11 protein-coding genes and 6 tRNA genes are annotated in these 16,720 nt (G+C 46.7%); all 17 read left to right on the top strand.

Translation table 11 applies throughout. The features are described 5' to 3' along the window. Positions 1-23 precede the first annotated feature (23 nt). The 17 genes from VSQ62_RS23700 (at position 24) to VSQ62_RS23620 (ending at position 16,713) form a co-directional block, all read left to right on the top strand. Positions 24-1,301 (top strand): L-cysteine desulfidase family protein, encoded by a 1,278-nt coding sequence (locus tag VSQ62_RS23700; protein WP_334637174.1) that lies wholly within the window; start codon positions 24-26, stop codon positions 1,299-1,301. A gap of 38 nt (positions 1,302-1,339) precedes the next feature. After that, positions 1,340-2,494, top strand: a complete 1,155-nt coding sequence (locus VSQ62_RS23695) for a MalY/PatB family protein (protein ID WP_334637173.1) — start codon at positions 1,340-1,342, stop codon at positions 2,492-2,494. Between the two features lie 147 nt (positions 2,495-2,641). Beyond that, positions 2,642-5,974: an SNF2-related protein gene (locus tag VSQ62_RS23690; RefSeq protein ID WP_334637172.1), complete on the top strand. Its 3,333-nt coding sequence runs from the start codon at positions 2,642-2,644 to the stop codon at positions 5,972-5,974. Between the two features lie 202 nt (positions 5,975-6,176). Beyond that, positions 6,177-6,248, top strand: a tRNA-Glu gene (locus tag VSQ62_RS23685). 36 nt (positions 6,249-6,284) lie between these two features. Then, positions 6,285-6,357 (top strand) — tRNA-Thr (locus tag VSQ62_RS23680). Between the two features lie 27 nt (positions 6,358-6,384). After that, positions 6,385-6,458 (top strand) — tRNA-Ile (locus VSQ62_RS23675). A gap of 99 nt (positions 6,459-6,557) precedes the next feature. After that, positions 6,558-6,631: transfer RNA gene (locus tag VSQ62_RS23670), tRNA-Asp, on the top strand. 50 nt (positions 6,632-6,681) lie between these two features. Next, positions 6,682-6,754: transfer RNA gene (locus VSQ62_RS23665), tRNA-Val, on the top strand. Positions 6,755-6,782: 28 nt separating this feature from the next. Then, positions 6,783-6,868, top strand: a tRNA-Leu gene (locus VSQ62_RS23660). 510 nt (positions 6,869-7,378) lie between these two features. Beyond that, positions 7,379-7,870 carry a hypothetical protein gene (locus tag VSQ62_RS23655; protein ID WP_159750218.1) on the top strand — a complete coding sequence of 164 codons (492 nt, stop codon included), beginning with the start codon at positions 7,379-7,381 and terminating at the stop codon, positions 7,868-7,870. 68 nt (positions 7,871-7,938) lie between these two features. Further along, positions 7,939-9,669, top strand: coding sequence for an ABC transporter ATP-binding protein (locus tag VSQ62_RS23650; protein ID WP_334637171.1), 1,731 nt, complete (start codon positions 7,939-7,941; stop codon positions 9,667-9,669). Next, entirely contained in the window at positions 9,666-11,384 is a 1,719-nt protein-coding gene (locus VSQ62_RS23645; protein ID WP_302168262.1) for an ABC transporter ATP-binding protein, read from the top strand. Before VSQ62_RS23650 ends, VSQ62_RS23645 begins: the two co-directional genes overlap by 4 nt. A gap of 18 nt (positions 11,385-11,402) precedes the next feature. Beyond that, the gene (locus VSQ62_RS23640; protein WP_016219425.1) at positions 11,403-11,891 is read left to right on the top strand and encodes a YecH family metal-binding protein; all 489 of its coding nucleotides are present in this window, start codon (positions 11,403-11,405) and stop codon (positions 11,889-11,891) included. Between the two features lie 3 nt (positions 11,892-11,894). Further along, positions 11,895-12,659, top strand: coding sequence for a LytR/AlgR family response regulator transcription factor (locus tag VSQ62_RS23635; protein ID WP_016219426.1), 765 nt, complete (start codon positions 11,895-11,897; stop codon positions 12,657-12,659). 10 nt (positions 12,660-12,669) lie between these two features. Further along, a complete protein-coding gene (locus tag VSQ62_RS23630) occupies positions 12,670-13,605 on the top strand; it encodes a trigger factor (protein WP_016219427.1) in 936 nt (311 codons plus the stop codon). After that, entirely contained in the window at positions 13,606-13,920 is a 315-nt protein-coding gene (locus tag VSQ62_RS23625; protein ID WP_016219428.1) for a thioredoxin family protein, read from the top strand. It begins immediately after the preceding gene. 12 nt (positions 13,921-13,932) lie between these two features. Continuing rightward, on the top strand, positions 13,933-16,713 hold the full coding sequence (locus VSQ62_RS23620; protein ID WP_334637170.1) for an insulinase family protein: 2,781 nt from the start codon (positions 13,933-13,935) through the stop codon (positions 16,711-16,713). Positions 16,714-16,720 lie beyond the last annotated feature (7 nt).

Below are 16,720 nucleotides of genomic sequence, written 5' to 3'. Positions count from 1 at the left end.
GAAAAGGCCAGAGGAGGAGCATTGTGCAAAAATCAGATGAAAAGTACCAGGCGTATGTTCAGATTTTAGAGGAGGAGCTGGTTCCGGCCATGGGGTGTACGGAGCCGATCGCCCTGGCTTATGCGGCGGCGAAGGCCAGGGAAGTCTTAGGATGCATTCCGGATAAGGTGAGTATCGGGGCGAGCGGAAGCATCATTAAGAATGTCAAGAGCGTGATCGTTCCTAATACCAACCATCTGAAAGGGATACCGGCGGCAGCGGCGGCGGGGATCATTGCCGGGAAACCGGAGCGGGAGCTGGAAGTGATCGCAGAAGTTTCCCAGGAACAGACCAGACAGATGGTGGAATTCCTTGAGAAGGTACCGGTCAGTGTGGATCATATTGATAACAGTATCACATTTGACATTATCGTGATCGTATTCAAGGGAGACTCTTATGTGAAGGTGCGCATCGCCAACTATCATACGAATATCGTACTGATCGAAAAGGACGGCGAGAAGCTTATGTCGGTTCCTGTAGAGGGCGAGAGTGAGGAAGGGCTGACAGACAGGAGTCTCCTGGATATGGAGAGTATCTGGGATTTTGCCAATACCGTGGATATTCAGGATGTAAAGGAAGTGATCGACCGTCAGATCGAGTATAATACGGCCATTGCCAAGGAAGGTCTGCGCGGCGATTACGGTGCGAACATCGGAAGTGTGCTGCTGGATACTTATGGGACGGATGTAAGGACGAGGGCCAAGGCTATGGCGGCAGCGGGATCGGATGCCCGTATGAACGGCTGCGAGCTTCCGGTTATCATCAACGCGGGAAGCGGGAACCAGGGGATGACCTGTTCACTGCCGGTCCTGGAATATGCGAAGGAGAAGGAATGTGGGCAGGAGAAGGCATACCGTGCGCTGGTACTGTCGAATCTTGTAGCGATTCACCAGAAGACCGGGATCGGGAGGCTGTCTGCGTACTGCGGAGCCGTCAGCGCGGGAGCTGCGGCAGGAGCCGGAATTGCTTATCTGTGCGGAGGAGGTTATGAAGAGGCGGTACATACGGTGGTCAATGCACTGGCGATCGTATCCGGTATGGTGTGCGACGGGGCGAAGGCGTCCTGTGCAGCCAAGATCGCCGCGTCTGTAGATGCCGGGATCTTAGGGTACAATATGTACTTAAGAGGGCAGCAGTTCTACGCGGGAGACGGGATCGTGACAGACGGTGTGGAGGCTACGATTACGAATATCGGACGTCTCGGGAAGGAAGGCATGAGGGAGACCAATGAAGAGATCATTAAGATGATGATCGGAGAATAAGATTCCGGGCAGAATAAATATCATGTTGGAGGTTAGAGATGTATCATTTTGATGAAGGTATTGAGCGAAGAGGAACGAATTGTGTGAAATGGGATGTGCCGTTTGTAACATCGGATGTAACGCCGATGTGGATCGCCGATATGGATTTTGAAGTTGCCCCGGCAATCACGGAGAGCCTGCAGAGAATAGCCGGACAGGGAGCCTTCGGATATCAGTTTTTATCAGATCGGTATTATGAATCGATCATAAACTGGATGAAGAGGAGACACGGATTGGAGTTAAAGAAAGAGGAAATCTGCTATGTGCCTAATGTTGTGATGGGATTGTCCTTCGCGGTGCAGGCGGTCTCGGAAGCAGGTGACGAGATTATCATCATGACGCCGGTATACGGTCCGTTCTTTAAGGTCGTAAATGATAATGACCGCGTTCTGGTAGAAAGCCCGATGAAAAATGATGACGGTTATTATACCATGGACTTGGATGATTTTGAGAGCCGGATCACCGGGAAGACGAAGGCCGTGATCTTCTGCAATCCGCACAATCCGTCGGGACGTGTATGGAGAAGAGAAGAATTACAGGCATTTGCAGATATTTGCATAAAACATGATCTGTACATAATCTCAGACGATATCCACAGTGAATTGATCTCGGAAGGGTATGAGCATACATTTATCTCTTCCTTGTCAGAAGAGATTCGGAACAGGTGTATTGTCTGCACATCTCCGTCCAAGGCATTTAATCTGGCAAGTATCCATGTGGCCAACTGCTTTATTTTCAATGAAGCATTGAGGGAGAAGTATCAGGCGATCGCAGAGCGGTCCCATGCGGCCGAGAATAATGCGTTCGCAGAGGCGGCTCTTGTGGCGGCGTACAATGATTCCGAGGAATGGCTGACAGAGCTGAACTGCTATATTGACGGGAATCTGGAGTATTTTACAGACTATGTGAAACGCGAGATTCCTTCTCTGACTGTGTGCAAGCCGGAAGGGACCTATCTGGTGTGGGTGGATTTCCGTAAGACAGGGATGCCTTCGGAGAAGCTTCACGATTATCTGCTGAAGGAATGCCATATCGCGTCAAATGACGGGAACTTCTTCGGGAAGCTTGGAGACGGGTTCGCAAGGTTCAATCTGGCTTGTCCGAGGTCAACGGTTGTGAAAGCGCTGGAAGAGTTGAAAGCAAAATTTGCATAATCATAAAAAGAGCGGAAAAATTCAACATTTTCTGCTCTTTTTTTGCATTCCGTGCGGTAAATGTGATATGATTAAAGAAAACATAAGCTGTAATCAGGGTTGAATGAGCCTGATTTATGCGGCAACGCGCAAAAGAGCAGGAGGACTATGGAACAATATACATATTTTGATATCGTTAAGATCAGGGAATCTCTGCATTTTAAAATGGATGCAGTGAAAAGAGGAAAAGAGCTTCTGGCACAGAAGCAAGTTGTGCTTAAGAGCATAGATACCGGCTATATCAACGGTTATGAGGAGACGATGGGAGTTATAGAATGCGAAGTTAAGGACAGGGAGAAGGGGGCGGGTAAGAGATTCAAGGTTCACATTATTTTTTCCAGGGATCAGGCGATATCTGCAGAATGCAGCTGCAGCATGTTTGGAGGGAATTTTTACAGATATTATACGCAGATGGATAATTGCGAGCATGTGGCTGCAGCGCTGCAGATGTTGTCGGCATATTTAGAGCAGAACCGCCTTGGAGATGCGACGGACATATGGGGGAGTGAGATTCTCTTCTTATTCCAGAAGGATCACGCCAACCAGACGATCTCAGGGGCTATGGGGGATGATGAGAGTATTCGGCTTGTACCGCGTCTGGTTCAGAAAGACGGCAAGCTGATGGTTTCATTTAAGATCGGGCAGAAGAAGATGCTGCTCGTGAAAGATCTGTTTAAATTAGATGAAGATGTAAGAAATTCCGCGATGGGGAGCTATGGTACCAGCCTGGAGCTTAATCACCGGCTGGAGAATTTTACTGAGAAGGGGAGACAGTGGATTGCCTTTATAAGAAATCTTGTGCTGGAAGAAGGAGAGTTTGAAAATCGTCTGATGGAATCCGGGCCGTATTTCAGGAAGGTGGCAGCCAAGAAGAATGAAATGCATCTCTTTGGATGGCGCCTGGATCAATTCTATGAGATCGCGTCGGGGGAACCGGTAGCCTATGAGAATCGGGATGCGGACAGCCGGGAGCGCTGTGAACTGACCTGCCGGGAGAGGAATCCCAGGGTTTTTATGTCAATTAATAAGAATCTATTAGGTAAAAGCAAGACATTTCACGGAATCAATGTGGAGTGTGAATTTCCTGATATGTTTTACGGAGTGAAGACGGCTTATTATATTGAGGGAGACGGCTTATACAGGATGGAGGAAGGCTTCTTGCAGCGTATCCGGCCATTGACAGAGCAGTGTGACGGCGGAAGCCTGTCATTTCAGATCGGGAGAAATAACCTGGGTGAGTTCTATTATTCCGTACTGCCGCAGATTCGGGATATTGTAGATATCGCGGAAGAAAATGAGGAAGAGATCGAAGAGTATCTGCCGCCGGAAGCGGAATTCATATTCTATCTGGATGCAGAGGATCATAATATTGCCTGCAAACCGGGCGTGCGTTACGGAGATACAGAATTTCCGCTTATTAAACCTGAGAGCGAAGGGGTTAAGTGGAACGGGAATATCGTGCGGGAAGAACACAGGGAACGGGAGATCCTCTTCCTGGCAAGGCAGTGGTTCCCTCAGTTGGATAGGGAGAAGCAGGAGCTTCACTGCGGAAAAGATGAGGAATGCATGTACCAGGTGTTGGCGAAGGGGTTAGACGCATTGTTCGGCCTGGGGGAGGTTCAGTGTACCAAGCGTTTTTCAAACCTTAAGGTAACGAAGAAGATGAAAATGTCCGTGGGAGTATCGATCAAGAGCGGACTTCTGAATCTGGATATTGCGACGGAAGATCTTCCGGCGGAGGAACTCTTGGATATTCTTAACAGTTACCGCAGCAAGAAGAAGTATCACCGTTTGAAAAGCGGAGATTTTGTGGATCTTACAGACAATTCCTATGAGATGCTTGACGAGATGATGAATTCGCTCCATCTGTCGGTGAAAGATTTCCTCAAAGGGAATATTGAGCTTCCCATGTACCGGACCTTGTATCTTGATAAGATGCTGGAAGAAAATGAAAATGTCTACAGCGAGCGCGACAGCCATTTCCGCAATCTGGTCAGAGATTTTAAGACGGTAAATGATTCTGATTTTCAACTGCCTAAGGAGCTTGAAAGGGTGCTCCGAAACTATCAAAAGAACGGATACCGATGGCTGCGTACCCTGGAAGCCTTCAAGTTTGGAGGAATCCTGGCGGACGATATGGGGCTGGGGAAGACATTACAGGTGATCGCAGTGCTTCTTGCGGCAAAACAGGAAGGAAGAGAAGGGGTATCCTTGGTGGTAGCTCCGGCATCCCTGGTCTTCAACTGGGGCGAGGAGCTTCGCAGGTTTGCACCGGAGCTTAAGTTTGTCCTGGTTACAGGCACACAGGGAGAGCGCAGGAACAAATTAGAAGCTTACCGGGAGGCCGACGTGCTGGTAACGTCTTATGATCTGCTGAAACGTGATACAGAGTTATACGAGGGCAAAGAGTTCTTGTATCAGATCATAGATGAGGCGCAGTATATTAAGAACCATCAGACGGTGGCGGCGAAGGCGGTGAAGGTGATCAACAGCCAGATCAGATATGCATTGACAGGCACGCCTATCGAGAACAGGCTCAGTGAGATCTGGAGTATCTTTGATTATCTGATGCCGGGCTTTCTATACAAATACGAAGTGTTCAGGCGGGATTTTGAGGCTCCGATCATCAAGAATCAGGATGAAGCGGCGATGGAGAGGCTTAAGAAGATGACGTCCCCATTTATCCTGCGGCGTTTGAAACGGGACGTATTGAAGGACCTTCCAGATAAGATCGAGAAGATCCATTATGTCAAATTCGAGAAAAAGCAGCAGGAGTTATATGATGCGCAGGTCGTTCATATGCGCCAGCAGATCGCCGGGCAGGATAAAGCGGAATTCCAGAAGAATAAGATTCAGATCTTGGCGGAGCTGACAAGACTAAGACAGGTCTGCTGCGACCCGTCGCTGTGTTTTGAGAATTATAAAGGAGGATCCGCTAAGCTGGAAGCGTGTATTGAACTGGTTGAGCGGGCGGCAGAGGGCGGACATAAGATCCTGTTGTTCTCTCAGTTTGTCTCTATGCTGGAGATCATCAGGCAGGAGCTTGCAAAGAGAGAACTGTCATTCTACATGATCTCCGGGGAGACATCCAAGGAGAAGCGGCTGAAGCTGGTGAAGAAGTTCAATGAGGATGATACAAGAGTATTTCTGATATCCCTGAAGGCCGGAGGCGTGGGGTTGAACCTGACCGGGGCGGACGTCGTGATCCATTATGATCCATGGTGGAATCTTGCAGTACAGAATCAGGCAACCGATCGTGCACACCGGATCGGACAGGATAAGAAGGTCACGGTCTATCAGCTTATTGCTAAGGGATCGGTGGAGGAGAAGATCCGTAAGATCCAGGAATCGAAGAAGGAGCTGTTAGAAGAGATAGTCGGAGGCGCCGCGGGTCAGTTGGGCAATATGAGCAGAGAGGATTTCCTGGAGTTATTAGAGTGAAAAATCTCATTGCAAAGCGATTTTAAATGGATTATTGTATGCAGCAGGGAGGCTTGTCTGAACGGTTACAAAAGCGGTTACAAAAAAATACGAATAAAATACGAATAATAGCGAAAAACATGAAAAAAAGTGTTGCAAATTGATGTGAATTGTGGTAATATAAATCTCGGTCACCACAAGAGAAGTGTGTGGCCGAGGTTATGGCTCCATGGTCAAGCGGTTAAGACATCGCCCTTTCACGGCGGTAACACGGGTTCGATTCCCGTTGGAGTCATTGATGGATTACCGGGGAGGTATATTCATTATTGATGCCGATGTGGCTCAATTGGCAGAGCAGCTGATTTGTAATCAGCAGGTTATCGGTTCGAGTCCGATCATCGGCTTAGTCCTATAAGGGACTTATATTTTATGGACCTTTAGCTCAGTTGGTTAGAGCAATCGGCTCATAACCGATCGGTCCTGGGTTCGAGTCCCCGAAGGTCCATTTTATCTCACCTGGTAAGCTCGTGAAAAACCTCGCTAACGGCGGTGAGATGTATCGCACGTAAGCGTCTAAAGGACAGACGCTAAGTGCTCATAACGAGGCCCAGTGGCTCAGTTGGTTAGAGCGCCGCCCTGTCACGGCGGAGGTCGAGAGTTCGAGTCTCTTCTGGGTCGTTAACATTGTATACCGGTATAGGGGCAATGTTATACGCAATTTAATAAGCGGGATCTTAGCTCAGCTGGGAGAGCATCTGCCTTACAAGCAGAGGGTCATAGGTTCGAGCCCTATAGGTCCCATTTATGATGTGAGAACATCATAAGGAATGCCGCAGTGGCGGAACTGGCAGACGCACAGGACTTAAAATCCTGCGGGACTAATCTCCCGTACCGGTTCGATTCCGGTCTGCGGCATATTTAAACCGACGTATTTACGTCGGTTTTTCTATTCTATGTGATATTTCGTGCTGCATAGTTCAGAGAAAAGTTCATTTGCTTTCTGATTCATTTTCTTCATTGAATAATGCCCGAGTTCGTGGAAGCGTATCAGCTTTAGATTATTCTTTGTCAGGACGATCCTAAAATGCTGACTGACGTATCTTGGTTTTATTCGGTTTCTCATCTTAGCTCTAAGAATATACTCCAAACAATTTTTCCAGACCCCTTTGTCCTTATAACTTAATATCATATGGTAAATGCCATTACAGAGATGAAATGCTGGAATTACGTTATAGAAAAGAAGTGATGCTTCGCGAGGTTGAAAGGTGTTTCATTTCCCAACAATTGGGGCAGTGGGATGAGAGATAAAAGACACTATGAACGAAATCGGGGACAGAATAGGATAACCTTCTTGTTAAACTGCTGATTTTGTTGTAAAAATAAAGTAATCTAATTGTAAAATTTTTATAAAAGGAGATTGATGAGATGGGAACAAAAAAGATGAAGAAGACTGCGGCAGTTATCATTGCAACAGCAACCGTATGTGGAATGACGGCGGGATGTACGCCGAAAGAAGAAAAAATTGAAGTGAATGCCTCCACTTCTCCATACGAAGATATGGTGGATTATTTTGAGCAGGAAGGATTCATTTTGGAGGACTGCGAACCGGTTGATATCAATGAAACAACAGGATATCTCACAGACAATACAAATGGAGAGTTTACTGAGACGAAAGTGGCGGATAAAGCATATGATTATGATGGACTCTGGCTGTTCTGGTGGGATCAGGAAAACAAGACGGATTTATATGGCAACTATGAGTCTATGGCTGCTAACAAGGGAACGATAGTCCTTGCCGGAGGCGCCGCGGTTCTTGAGACGGAAGCGGCAAACGGAGCTTATGCGATTGCATTTTCAGAGGACTATGAAAAGAAACAGGACGCGGCCAAAGCGTTCGAAACGCTGGAAAACGAATAGCAGCTTCAATATAACTGTGAAAGTACAAAAGCAGATGCTCTGAAATTAAGAAAAGGCAGGGAAACAATATGGAACGGGTTTTTGGAAAAGACAGGGGCAGCATGGGAAGCTTTTTTCGCATGCTGCAGAAGGCAAGACTTCCTTATCTGTGGATTCTTGCATATATTGCCATTACAGCTCTTCTTACCAACGTAGGAATCAGCGTAACGGAATACACGGCCGAACTGTTTGCCGGAAATGTGAATTTTGGCACCGTGGTTCTTCCGTTTTTGGCTTTTACATTACTATCCCAGCTGATCAGTTCGGTCAGTAAGATTATGAGTAACTTGTGTGTTGCTCGAATTGACCGTAATATCAGGAAAATGATCTGGAGTAAGACCGTCAGGCTGCCGCTCCGATATTACGAAAAAAATAAGCCCAAAGAAATGATTTCCCGTATTACAACGGATATCACGGCTATCAGTCAGCTAATCATGCAAGTATTTGTTGCTATTCTCACTTCCGCGTACACGCTGGTCATTACGCTTGGAAAAATCGGCTCCTACGACCAGAAGCTGATGATTGCTCTGATCGCGGTACTTCCGCTGAATTTAGTCATTGCATTTGTTATGGGAAAGATGAAGTTCGGAGTGTTGGATCTGGTAAATCAAAAAAATGCAGAGCTGACACAGACGATTGCAGAAAAAACCAATAATCTTCTTCTCATCAAATCTTACGGAAAAGAAGAAAAGGAGCTTCAGACAGGGCAGGAGAAGATGAAAGGGTTCTATAAGAGTTCGATTCTGAATGCGTGGCTGGGATTCGCAACTCCGATGTATGCATTGGTGGGCGCTATGCAGTTTATTGTGATCGTGATGGTAGGCCGAAGCTTTTATTCATCCGGCGCGTTAACCCTCACCCAATGGATCGCCTATTATGGATTCGCGGTGAACATCGTTAATCAGCTCAGCGCGTACTGTGTATATTGGACAACCTTCAAGGGTTCCCAGGGAGCAACCAGAAGGGTAGCCCAGATTATGGAAGAAATGGAAGAAGATATAGAGAACGGCGAGCATGTGGAGCATCTTTGCGGCGATATTGAATTAAGAGAGGTTGATTTCTCTTATGAGGATAAACTCCTGTTCGACAAACTCAATCTGAAGATTCCGGCAGGACGCGTGACGGCGCTTATCGGACCGTCAGGGAGCGGAAAGACGACGCTTCTGAACCTGGTGGAGCGTATGTATCCGGTTTCGGGAGGTAAGATTTTATTTGGGGGCGAAGATACCGCGCGGTATTCGCTCAAGAGCTTCCGAAGCGAGATCTCATACGTAACGCAGGAAAGTACATTGTTTGCAGGAACGATCCGCGACAATATCCTGTTCGGAATTAAGAGAGAAGTCACGGATGAAGAACTGGAAAAAGTATGTACGGACGCGGAAATTATGGATTTTATCAGGGAACAGCCGGAGGGATTCCTGGCGGATGTAGGCGAGCAGGGAGAGAAGCTTTCCGGCGGACAGAAACAGCGGATTGCTTTTGCGAGGGCGCTTCTAAAACAATCGGATTATCTGTTTATGGATGAGGCGACCGCGGCTATGGACATCCGGGGAAAAGATCAGGTATGGAAGAGTGTGAAACGGCATATGGAAGGTAAAACCGTGCTTATGGTTGCCCACGACAGACAGACCGTACAGAAAGCAGATTATATCATAGTAATGCATAACGGAAAGATTATCTGTCAGGGAGAACCGGCGGAAGTATATGCCGAGAATACATATTACCGAGAATTAATAGGAAGTGAGGGACAGGGCAGATGAAAAACAACAAACATGTAATATCGTTTTTTCTGAGCTTTTACAGAAGGCTTTCAATTCCCTGGTGGCTCTACCTGATCGCATTCGGAAGCGGCGTGGTTTATGCCGAGGTCGGAATGAGAGTATCGGAGTATCTGGTCCGTGTGAACAAGGGGGAACTATATAATTCTGTTATTTTAGGTTATGTCTTTTTTACGATTTTTAATGCATTGCTGGGATTTTTGCGGCCGCTTGTGGAAGAGTATGCCAATCAAAAAGTGATCCTGCGGGTAAGGTTTTCGATGTGGAGGAAGATCCTGCATCTTCCGATGGATCAGTTCGGAAAGGAACAGCCGTCTTCGCTGGTGTCGGCCGTTACGAACGACGTAACTCAGGCGACTCTGGTGATCAGCGGAATATTCTCAGGAGCTGCGTCGCTGTTCGGATTTGTCCGCGCCTGTATGATCTTGTATCAATACAATTCGCCTCTCGCAGCATACCTTTTGCTCTGCATACCGGTTGCGGTGGCAATGTTTGTCATCGTCGGCAAGCTGCAGTTTACCATAATGAAAAAGCGCTATGCGGCGTTGAATGAAATGACCACCTTTTTCTCCGAACACCTGTCGGCCGGGAAATATGTAAAAGCGCAGGTAATGGAAGAGAAAGAGCTGGAAAGCGGATATGCGGCAATCGATTCACGGTATAAGGCAGATATATACTATGCTTTCATGGAGCAGATTCAGGTTCTGACCAATTCCCTCTACTCCCTTCTTACGACTGTCGTAATGGCAGTGGGCGGTTCCAGATTGATTAACGCCGGGAAAATGGAAGCGACAGGGATTAATATGTTCAGCACCTATATGACGCAGGTGAATCTCTATATGGCGGAGCTTTTGACGGTGTGGCAGAATGTGATGGGCTCGAAAGGCGCGCTTGTCCATGTCGGGGATATTCTTGATATGGAAGAGGAGCATACGGAAAAAGGCAATTCCTGGACAGAATCCGAGAACAGAGACATTGTGTTCAAAAACGTGAACTTTGGATATGGGAGCGAAAAAGAAATCCTTCATGACTTTTCCGTTTGCATTCCGGGAGGAAAGACGACGGCGGTGATCGGTGATAACGGTTCCGGAAAATCTACGGTCATGAAACTGATACAGGGATTCTACCAGCCTGATTCGGGAGAAATATGGGTTGGAGGAAACAAGATAAGCGAAACGAGTCCCCGGGAATGTCATAAAAAATTTGGCTATGTACTTCAGAACAATCCGCTGATGTCAGGTACGATCCGGGATAATATTCTGTATGGCACAGAAGGAGAGACACCGGAGGAAGAGATGAAAAAAGCGGCAGGAGAAGCCAGGGCGGATTCTTTTATAGATGCGCTTCCCAACGGATATGATACGACTCTTGGAGAGGCGGGGAATCGTTTGTCAAGCGGTCAGAAACAGAGGATAGCCATTGCCAGGGCATTGATTGCGAAGCCGGATTATCTGATACTCGACGAGGCGGGGGCGAGTCTGGACCATGACACATATATGAAGATCTATCATGGTATCAGGAAGAAGATGGAAGGCAATACTATTGTTTTCATCGCCCATGATATGCGCGAGATTGCAGAAGCAGACTATCTGGTCGTTATGCATCACGGACGTCTTGAAGCCTGCGGAACCCATGAAGAAGTATTTGCCGTAAGCAGGACTTATCAAGAATATCTGCAGTCCACTGAGGCGTCTTAAAAGAAAGAAGGAATGATTATGAAGAAATTTACGATTGTGTCTTCCCTGCTTTTCGTGTTACTGTTTTGTGGGATGGTGGGATATGTGGCGTCGTCCGAAGACTTTACGCCTCCAAAGGAGGAGGAAGAAGCGGCCGTGCCTGAAGAAGAAGACAGGGAAGCGCCTGTCTGGAATAAGACGGTGGATGAACTCGTCTCATTTCTGGAGGAGAAGGGGCTGATCCATGCAGACAGTAAAGTGACGCTCAGTGCGGAAGGTCTGTGTACGCTTGCGCTAAAGTATGACGGAGCCGAAATATACTGGTGGGATCTGGAGAATCTGGATCCGGAATCTGGCGAGTATCAGGCATATGAGAGTCTCAGGACGAAAGGCGAGATTGATTTATATGGAGCCGGTACGATTATTATGCCGAAGAAAAACGGTCCTTTTGCACTTTTATTAACCTATTATGAAGGCGATGTGCAGGCGTTAGAAAAAGCGTTTGGAGAATTTGGTCAGGAGAATTGATTGATGAAAATGAAGCTTGTTCTGGTAGAAAAAGATGAAACATTGTGTACAGAGCTGAAAGAATTACTGGCGTTTTATAATGTATTTGACATTGTGCATACCTTTGACGGAATCAATGAAGCCAATAAATATATCTGCCTGAACGAGGTGGACGCGGTATTTATCAATATCAAAACAGGGAATCCAAGATACAGCGGGGACGGCTCCTTTCTGGCATACAATCTGTCCCAGATAAAGCCGGACGTCTTGGTGGCGCTGTATTCGGAAGAAAAGTTAGAGGCGGGGCTGGTATTTGACTGCTGCTGCGATGAATACTTTCGGCTTCCGTTTGATAACCGTGTGCTTCAGCGGGTGGTTAAGCGGCTGCAGTATTTGTTTGAGCTGCTCCAATACAAACGGTTATCCGTGAACCGTTCTATGATGATCAAGACGAGAAACGGATATCAGCTTGTGGATATTGATAAGGTTCTCTTTATCGAACGGGCGGACCGCAAGAACAAGATGGTGATGGTGGACGGAAAGGAAATGCTCCTTTCCGGATATTCTATGAACGAATTGGAACAGATTCTGGAAGGTTATAATTTTTACCGGTGCTACCAGTCTTTTATCGTGAATCTTTCCAAAGTATCTTATGTCCGGGCGGATAACGAAGCGAAAAATTTTGCTCTGATTTTCGACGGATATGCGGGGGAAGTCATGGTGAGCCGCGAGAAATATACGGAAGTGCTCCAGCTTTTAAAAAGTAAATATGCGAAGCTTACGCTTTAGGAGGAGAAAGATGAAGTCAAAAGTTTTATCGTTTGCCGAGTATGATCAGGTGGATATCAGTATGTACAAGAAAGTATTCAAGCTTGACGAGAAGGCGTACAAGAAAGAAATAGATTTTATAAAGAACAAGAACAGCACATGGGAAGAAGCGGGGGAAGTTACGGACGGAGCGCTTATTGTATGCGACATGGAATCGGCAAATCCGTTTTTTAGCAGAGAGGACCTGAAAATCATGGTAGGACAGGGGTTCTTTCACAAGAAGCTGGAAGCGATGTGCGTCGGGCTGAAAAAAGGGCCGGCCGGCGTGTTGGACGTCGACGGGGAGAAAGTGACCGTAACGGTTCGTTCCATTCGGCAAAAAAAGATTCCTGTGATCACGGACGAGATGATAGAAGCTCTTGGAATTGAAGGGGTGAGCGATGTAGAACAATATGAGGATCATTTGATTCGGGAGCAGAAAAAAAAGATTGCGGAGAACGAGGGATACGAAGCCGTTCAGTATGTGATGGACAAAGTATTTGAGGCCAGTACGTTCGATCTTAAGAAGGCTGACTGGAAAGAAATGACAGATCATGAAATTAAGAGATTGAAGGCAATCGCCAGAGAACAGGGGTTGAATCTGGAAACCATGACGCCAGAGGACTTTGAAGGGAAGATGCCGTTCTCAAGCTATCATGAATTATTCTCAAGCGTGCAGAACGATTCATGGGACAGGCTCTGCGGCTATCTTCTGGGGCGGGAATACGCAGAAAAAGACGGCGTCGGATATACGATGGAGCAATACCGGGACGATATGGAAGAGTACGTGAAATTCTGGCATGAAACGAAAGAAAATGCAGAAAAGATCAATACTTATGAATATTCGGAAATTATGTTTTATGTAAATTATTATTACAATAAGGTAAAAGAATACGTGACAGAGAATTTTTTTAAGGAGGAAAAGTAGATGGCAATTCAATATGCGGATGATGAGAGTTTTAAGGAGCAGATTAAGGAAGGGTTTGTGATCGTGGATTTCTTTTCCGCAACATGCGTACCGTGTAAAGCCTTTTCCCGTATTTTGGAAGAGCTAGACGCGGAGCTTCCGTTTATCAATATCGTGAAAGTGAACACCACAGATTATCCGAAGCTTGGCAAAGAGAATCGTATTTTTGCGGTTCCAACCGTTCAATTCTACAAAGACGGTGAAAAGAAGTTTGAGAACGTAGGCGTGATGGAAGTTGAGGAAATAAAAGAGAAGATTACAGAATTCATGTATTAAGAGGGAACGGATATGGAAATCGGGGAAAAAATCTATGGATTTGAAGTTAAAGAAAAGAAGTATGTGCGGGAGGTCGAAGGAGATATTATTCAGATGGAGCACCTGTCAACCGGAGCGCAGGTCGTCGTCATAGACAATCAGGACGTTAAAAAGAGCTTTCTGGTTGGATTTCGGACCATACCAAAGGACAGCACGGGAGTTTTCCATATTCTGGAGCATTCTGTGCTGAACGGTTCCCGCAGATATCCGGATAAAACGATGTTCGTCAATCTGATGAAACATTCCATGGCAGAATTTGTCAATGCAATTACATATCCGGATCATACGGTATATCCCTTTTGTACAGAGAATGAGAAGGATTTTATGAATCTGACGGACGTTTACCTAAACGCGGTATTTTGTCCGAATGTTCTTACGGATAAAGAGATCTTCGAACAGGAGGGCTGGCATTTTCAGTACGAAGACGGAAAAGCTCCGGAGATTAACGGCGTTGTCTATAATGAGATGAAGGGAGTTTTCTCGTCCCTGGACAGTATATTAGAGGATGAAATGTCTAAGGCAATGTTTCCGGAAACGGCTTATCGTTTTGTTTCAGGAGGATTCCCGGATACGATTCCCGCGCTATCTTATGAGGAATTTCTGGAATATTACAGGACATTTTATAATGCTTCCAACTGCTGTATTGTTCTATATGGGAAAATGAATACGGAACAACTGTTTGAGTATATTGACAAAGTTTATCTGGGAAAAATGAAACGCTCAGAACCTGCGAAGCCGGTTATGCTGCAGAAACCCGTAAAGGGAATCCGAAATAAGCTGTATGATAAGGAGAAGTTCGGCGATCAGGGTGTGTTTGCGTCATGCACCTATAGTCTGGGTGATTTTGACAACCGGGAACGTATGAATGCAGTCTATATCCTTATGCAGGCGATTATGGGGGAAGACGAGGCGCCGATGAAGAAGGGGCTTATTCAGAGCCTGGGAATCCCGGAGATTCAGTATTTTATCATGGATGGTATCAGACAGCCCTATCTTGCCGTTAAAATAAAGAATACGGACAAAGAAACTGCCGGCCGGTTGAAAACGGTTATCACAGAACAGGCGGACAGACTTTGCAGAGAAGGAATCGGAGAAGAGCTATTGGTTTCGGCGATCAACCGTCTGGAATTTTGGATGAGGGAAAAAGGCGGGGGCCAGCCGGAGGGAATTGAATATGTACTGGATATTGCCGGCGGATGGGCGCAAGGGACCGGACCTTGCGAAATGATAGAATTTGAAGAAACATATAGGAAAATGAGAACCCTTGTAAAGGAAGGATACTTTGAATCACTTCTGAGGGAAATCCTCCTGGAAAATGATCATGAGGCAGAGGTTTCCCTGGAACCTCTTGAAAAGGCTGAAGAGAAGAGGCGGACAGAAGAAGAGACAGAAGACCTGCCGGGTCTGTCTGCGGATGATCTGCTTCCTAAGAAGGAGGAGCCGCTCACAAGGGCGGAGGAAGAATCCGGTATTACATATTTGAAACAAGAGATCCCTTCAAAAGGAGTGGCATATCAAAGCTGCTATTTTGATATCAGTGATCTGGAGCCGGAGAAAGTTCCTTATGCGAAGCTGTTTTCCGAACTTCTGGGAAGTCTTCCTACGAGAACGCACAGCCTGGAAGAATTAGTGATTGAGAAGAATATGTGGCTTGGAAATATAAGGGCTTATCTGGAAGCGTACACCAATACAGATGATATCCGGCATGTCAGGCTTAAATTTGTGATGGATATCAGCTGTCTGGAACAGAATCTTATGAGAGCGGTAAAACTGGGGGAAGAGCTGCTGTATGATACCATTCTGGAGCATCCGGAGATTATTCTGAAAAGGATCAGGCAGAGCCGGATGGAACTGGAAAGGGGATTTGTTACCAGTGGGAACAGCTATGCGTCCGGACGTGCGGCCGCACACTATATGCCGGAAGGAGCGGCAAGAGAACGCTATAACGGAATTCACTATTATCAGTTCTTAGGAAAGCTCCTGAAGAACTTTGACGCGGACCAGGGGCAGATGATCCGGGAACTTAAGGAAATTCAGGAGAAGCTTTGCCGTAAATCTAATCTGGTGATGAGTTTTACAGGCACAGAGAAAGCTTACGGCGATTTCCGCCAGTTGATCGCAGCTTCCGGGTTCTGCGGCAGTGCAAGGGAAAGGGAACCCGGATGGTATCAGGATAAATTGCTTCCCGGGAAATCAGAGGCATTTATCATTCCGTCGGAGGTATCCTATGTTGCGCTTGGAGGAATCGGGGAATATACCGGTGAGGATTATCTTCTTGGCAGAATGGTGAGCTTCGATTATCTGTGGGCAAAGATCCGCGCTGAAGGAGGGGCTTACGGCTGCCAGATGTCTGTACTCCCAAATCAAAGCTGGGCCATGAGCTCCTATCGAGATCCGAACGTAAAAAGGACGATAGAAGCCTTCCGCAGCGCTTCAAGTTGGCTGAAAGATCTTGAATTAGGAGAGCAGGAGCTTCTGAATTATAAGATTGGCGCAGTTGCCGGATATGACCGGACTCCCAAAACATATGTACAGGCAAAACGAATGGATTCCTGGTATCTGCGGCAGGAAGAACCGCAGGTCAGGGCAAAGGTCAGAGAAGGGTTGTTAAAGGCGTCGGAAGAAGACTTGAAAAACAGGCGTCAGGCGATGGAGAGCTTTGCAGGAGAGGGAACCGTCTGCGTTCTTGGAAACAGAGCGAAGATCGAAGAGGCGGCCGGCCAATTCGACAATGTAACGGTACTGATGGAGTAAATATACG

Source organism: Sporofaciens sp. JLR.KK001 (assembly GCF_036941055.1).
Lineage (GTDB): Bacteria > Bacillota > Clostridia > Lachnospirales > Lachnospiraceae > Sporofaciens.
This window is presented reverse-complemented; position numbering and strand designations above follow the sequence as displayed.

Coding starts and splice junctions, on each gene's coding strand:
- VSQ62_RS23655 (WP_159750218.1), top strand. CDS start 7,379: ATGGGAACAAAAAAGATGAAGAAGACTGCGGCAGTTATCATTGCAACA.
- VSQ62_RS23645 (WP_302168262.1), top strand. CDS start 9,666: ATGAAAAACAACAAACATGTAATATCGTTTTTTCTGAGCTTTTACAGA.
- VSQ62_RS23695 (WP_334637173.1), top strand. CDS start 1,340: ATGTATCATTTTGATGAAGGTATTGAGCGAAGAGGAACGAATTGTGTG.
- VSQ62_RS23650 (WP_334637171.1), top strand. CDS start 7,939: ATGGAACGGGTTTTTGGAAAAGACAGGGGCAGCATGGGAAGCTTTTTT.
- VSQ62_RS23640 (WP_016219425.1), top strand. CDS start 11,403: ATGAAGAAATTTACGATTGTGTCTTCCCTGCTTTTCGTGTTACTGTTT.
- VSQ62_RS23630 (WP_016219427.1), top strand. CDS start 12,670: ATGAAGTCAAAAGTTTTATCGTTTGCCGAGTATGATCAGGTGGATATC.
- VSQ62_RS23635 (WP_016219426.1), top strand. CDS start 11,895: ATGAAAATGAAGCTTGTTCTGGTAGAAAAAGATGAAACATTGTGTACA.
- VSQ62_RS23620 (WP_334637170.1), top strand. CDS start 13,933: ATGGAAATCGGGGAAAAAATCTATGGATTTGAAGTTAAAGAAAAGAAG.
- VSQ62_RS23625 (WP_016219428.1), top strand. CDS start 13,606: ATGGCAATTCAATATGCGGATGATGAGAGTTTTAAGGAGCAGATTAAG.
- VSQ62_RS23690 (WP_334637172.1), top strand. CDS start 2,642: ATGGAACAATATACATATTTTGATATCGTTAAGATCAGGGAATCTCTG.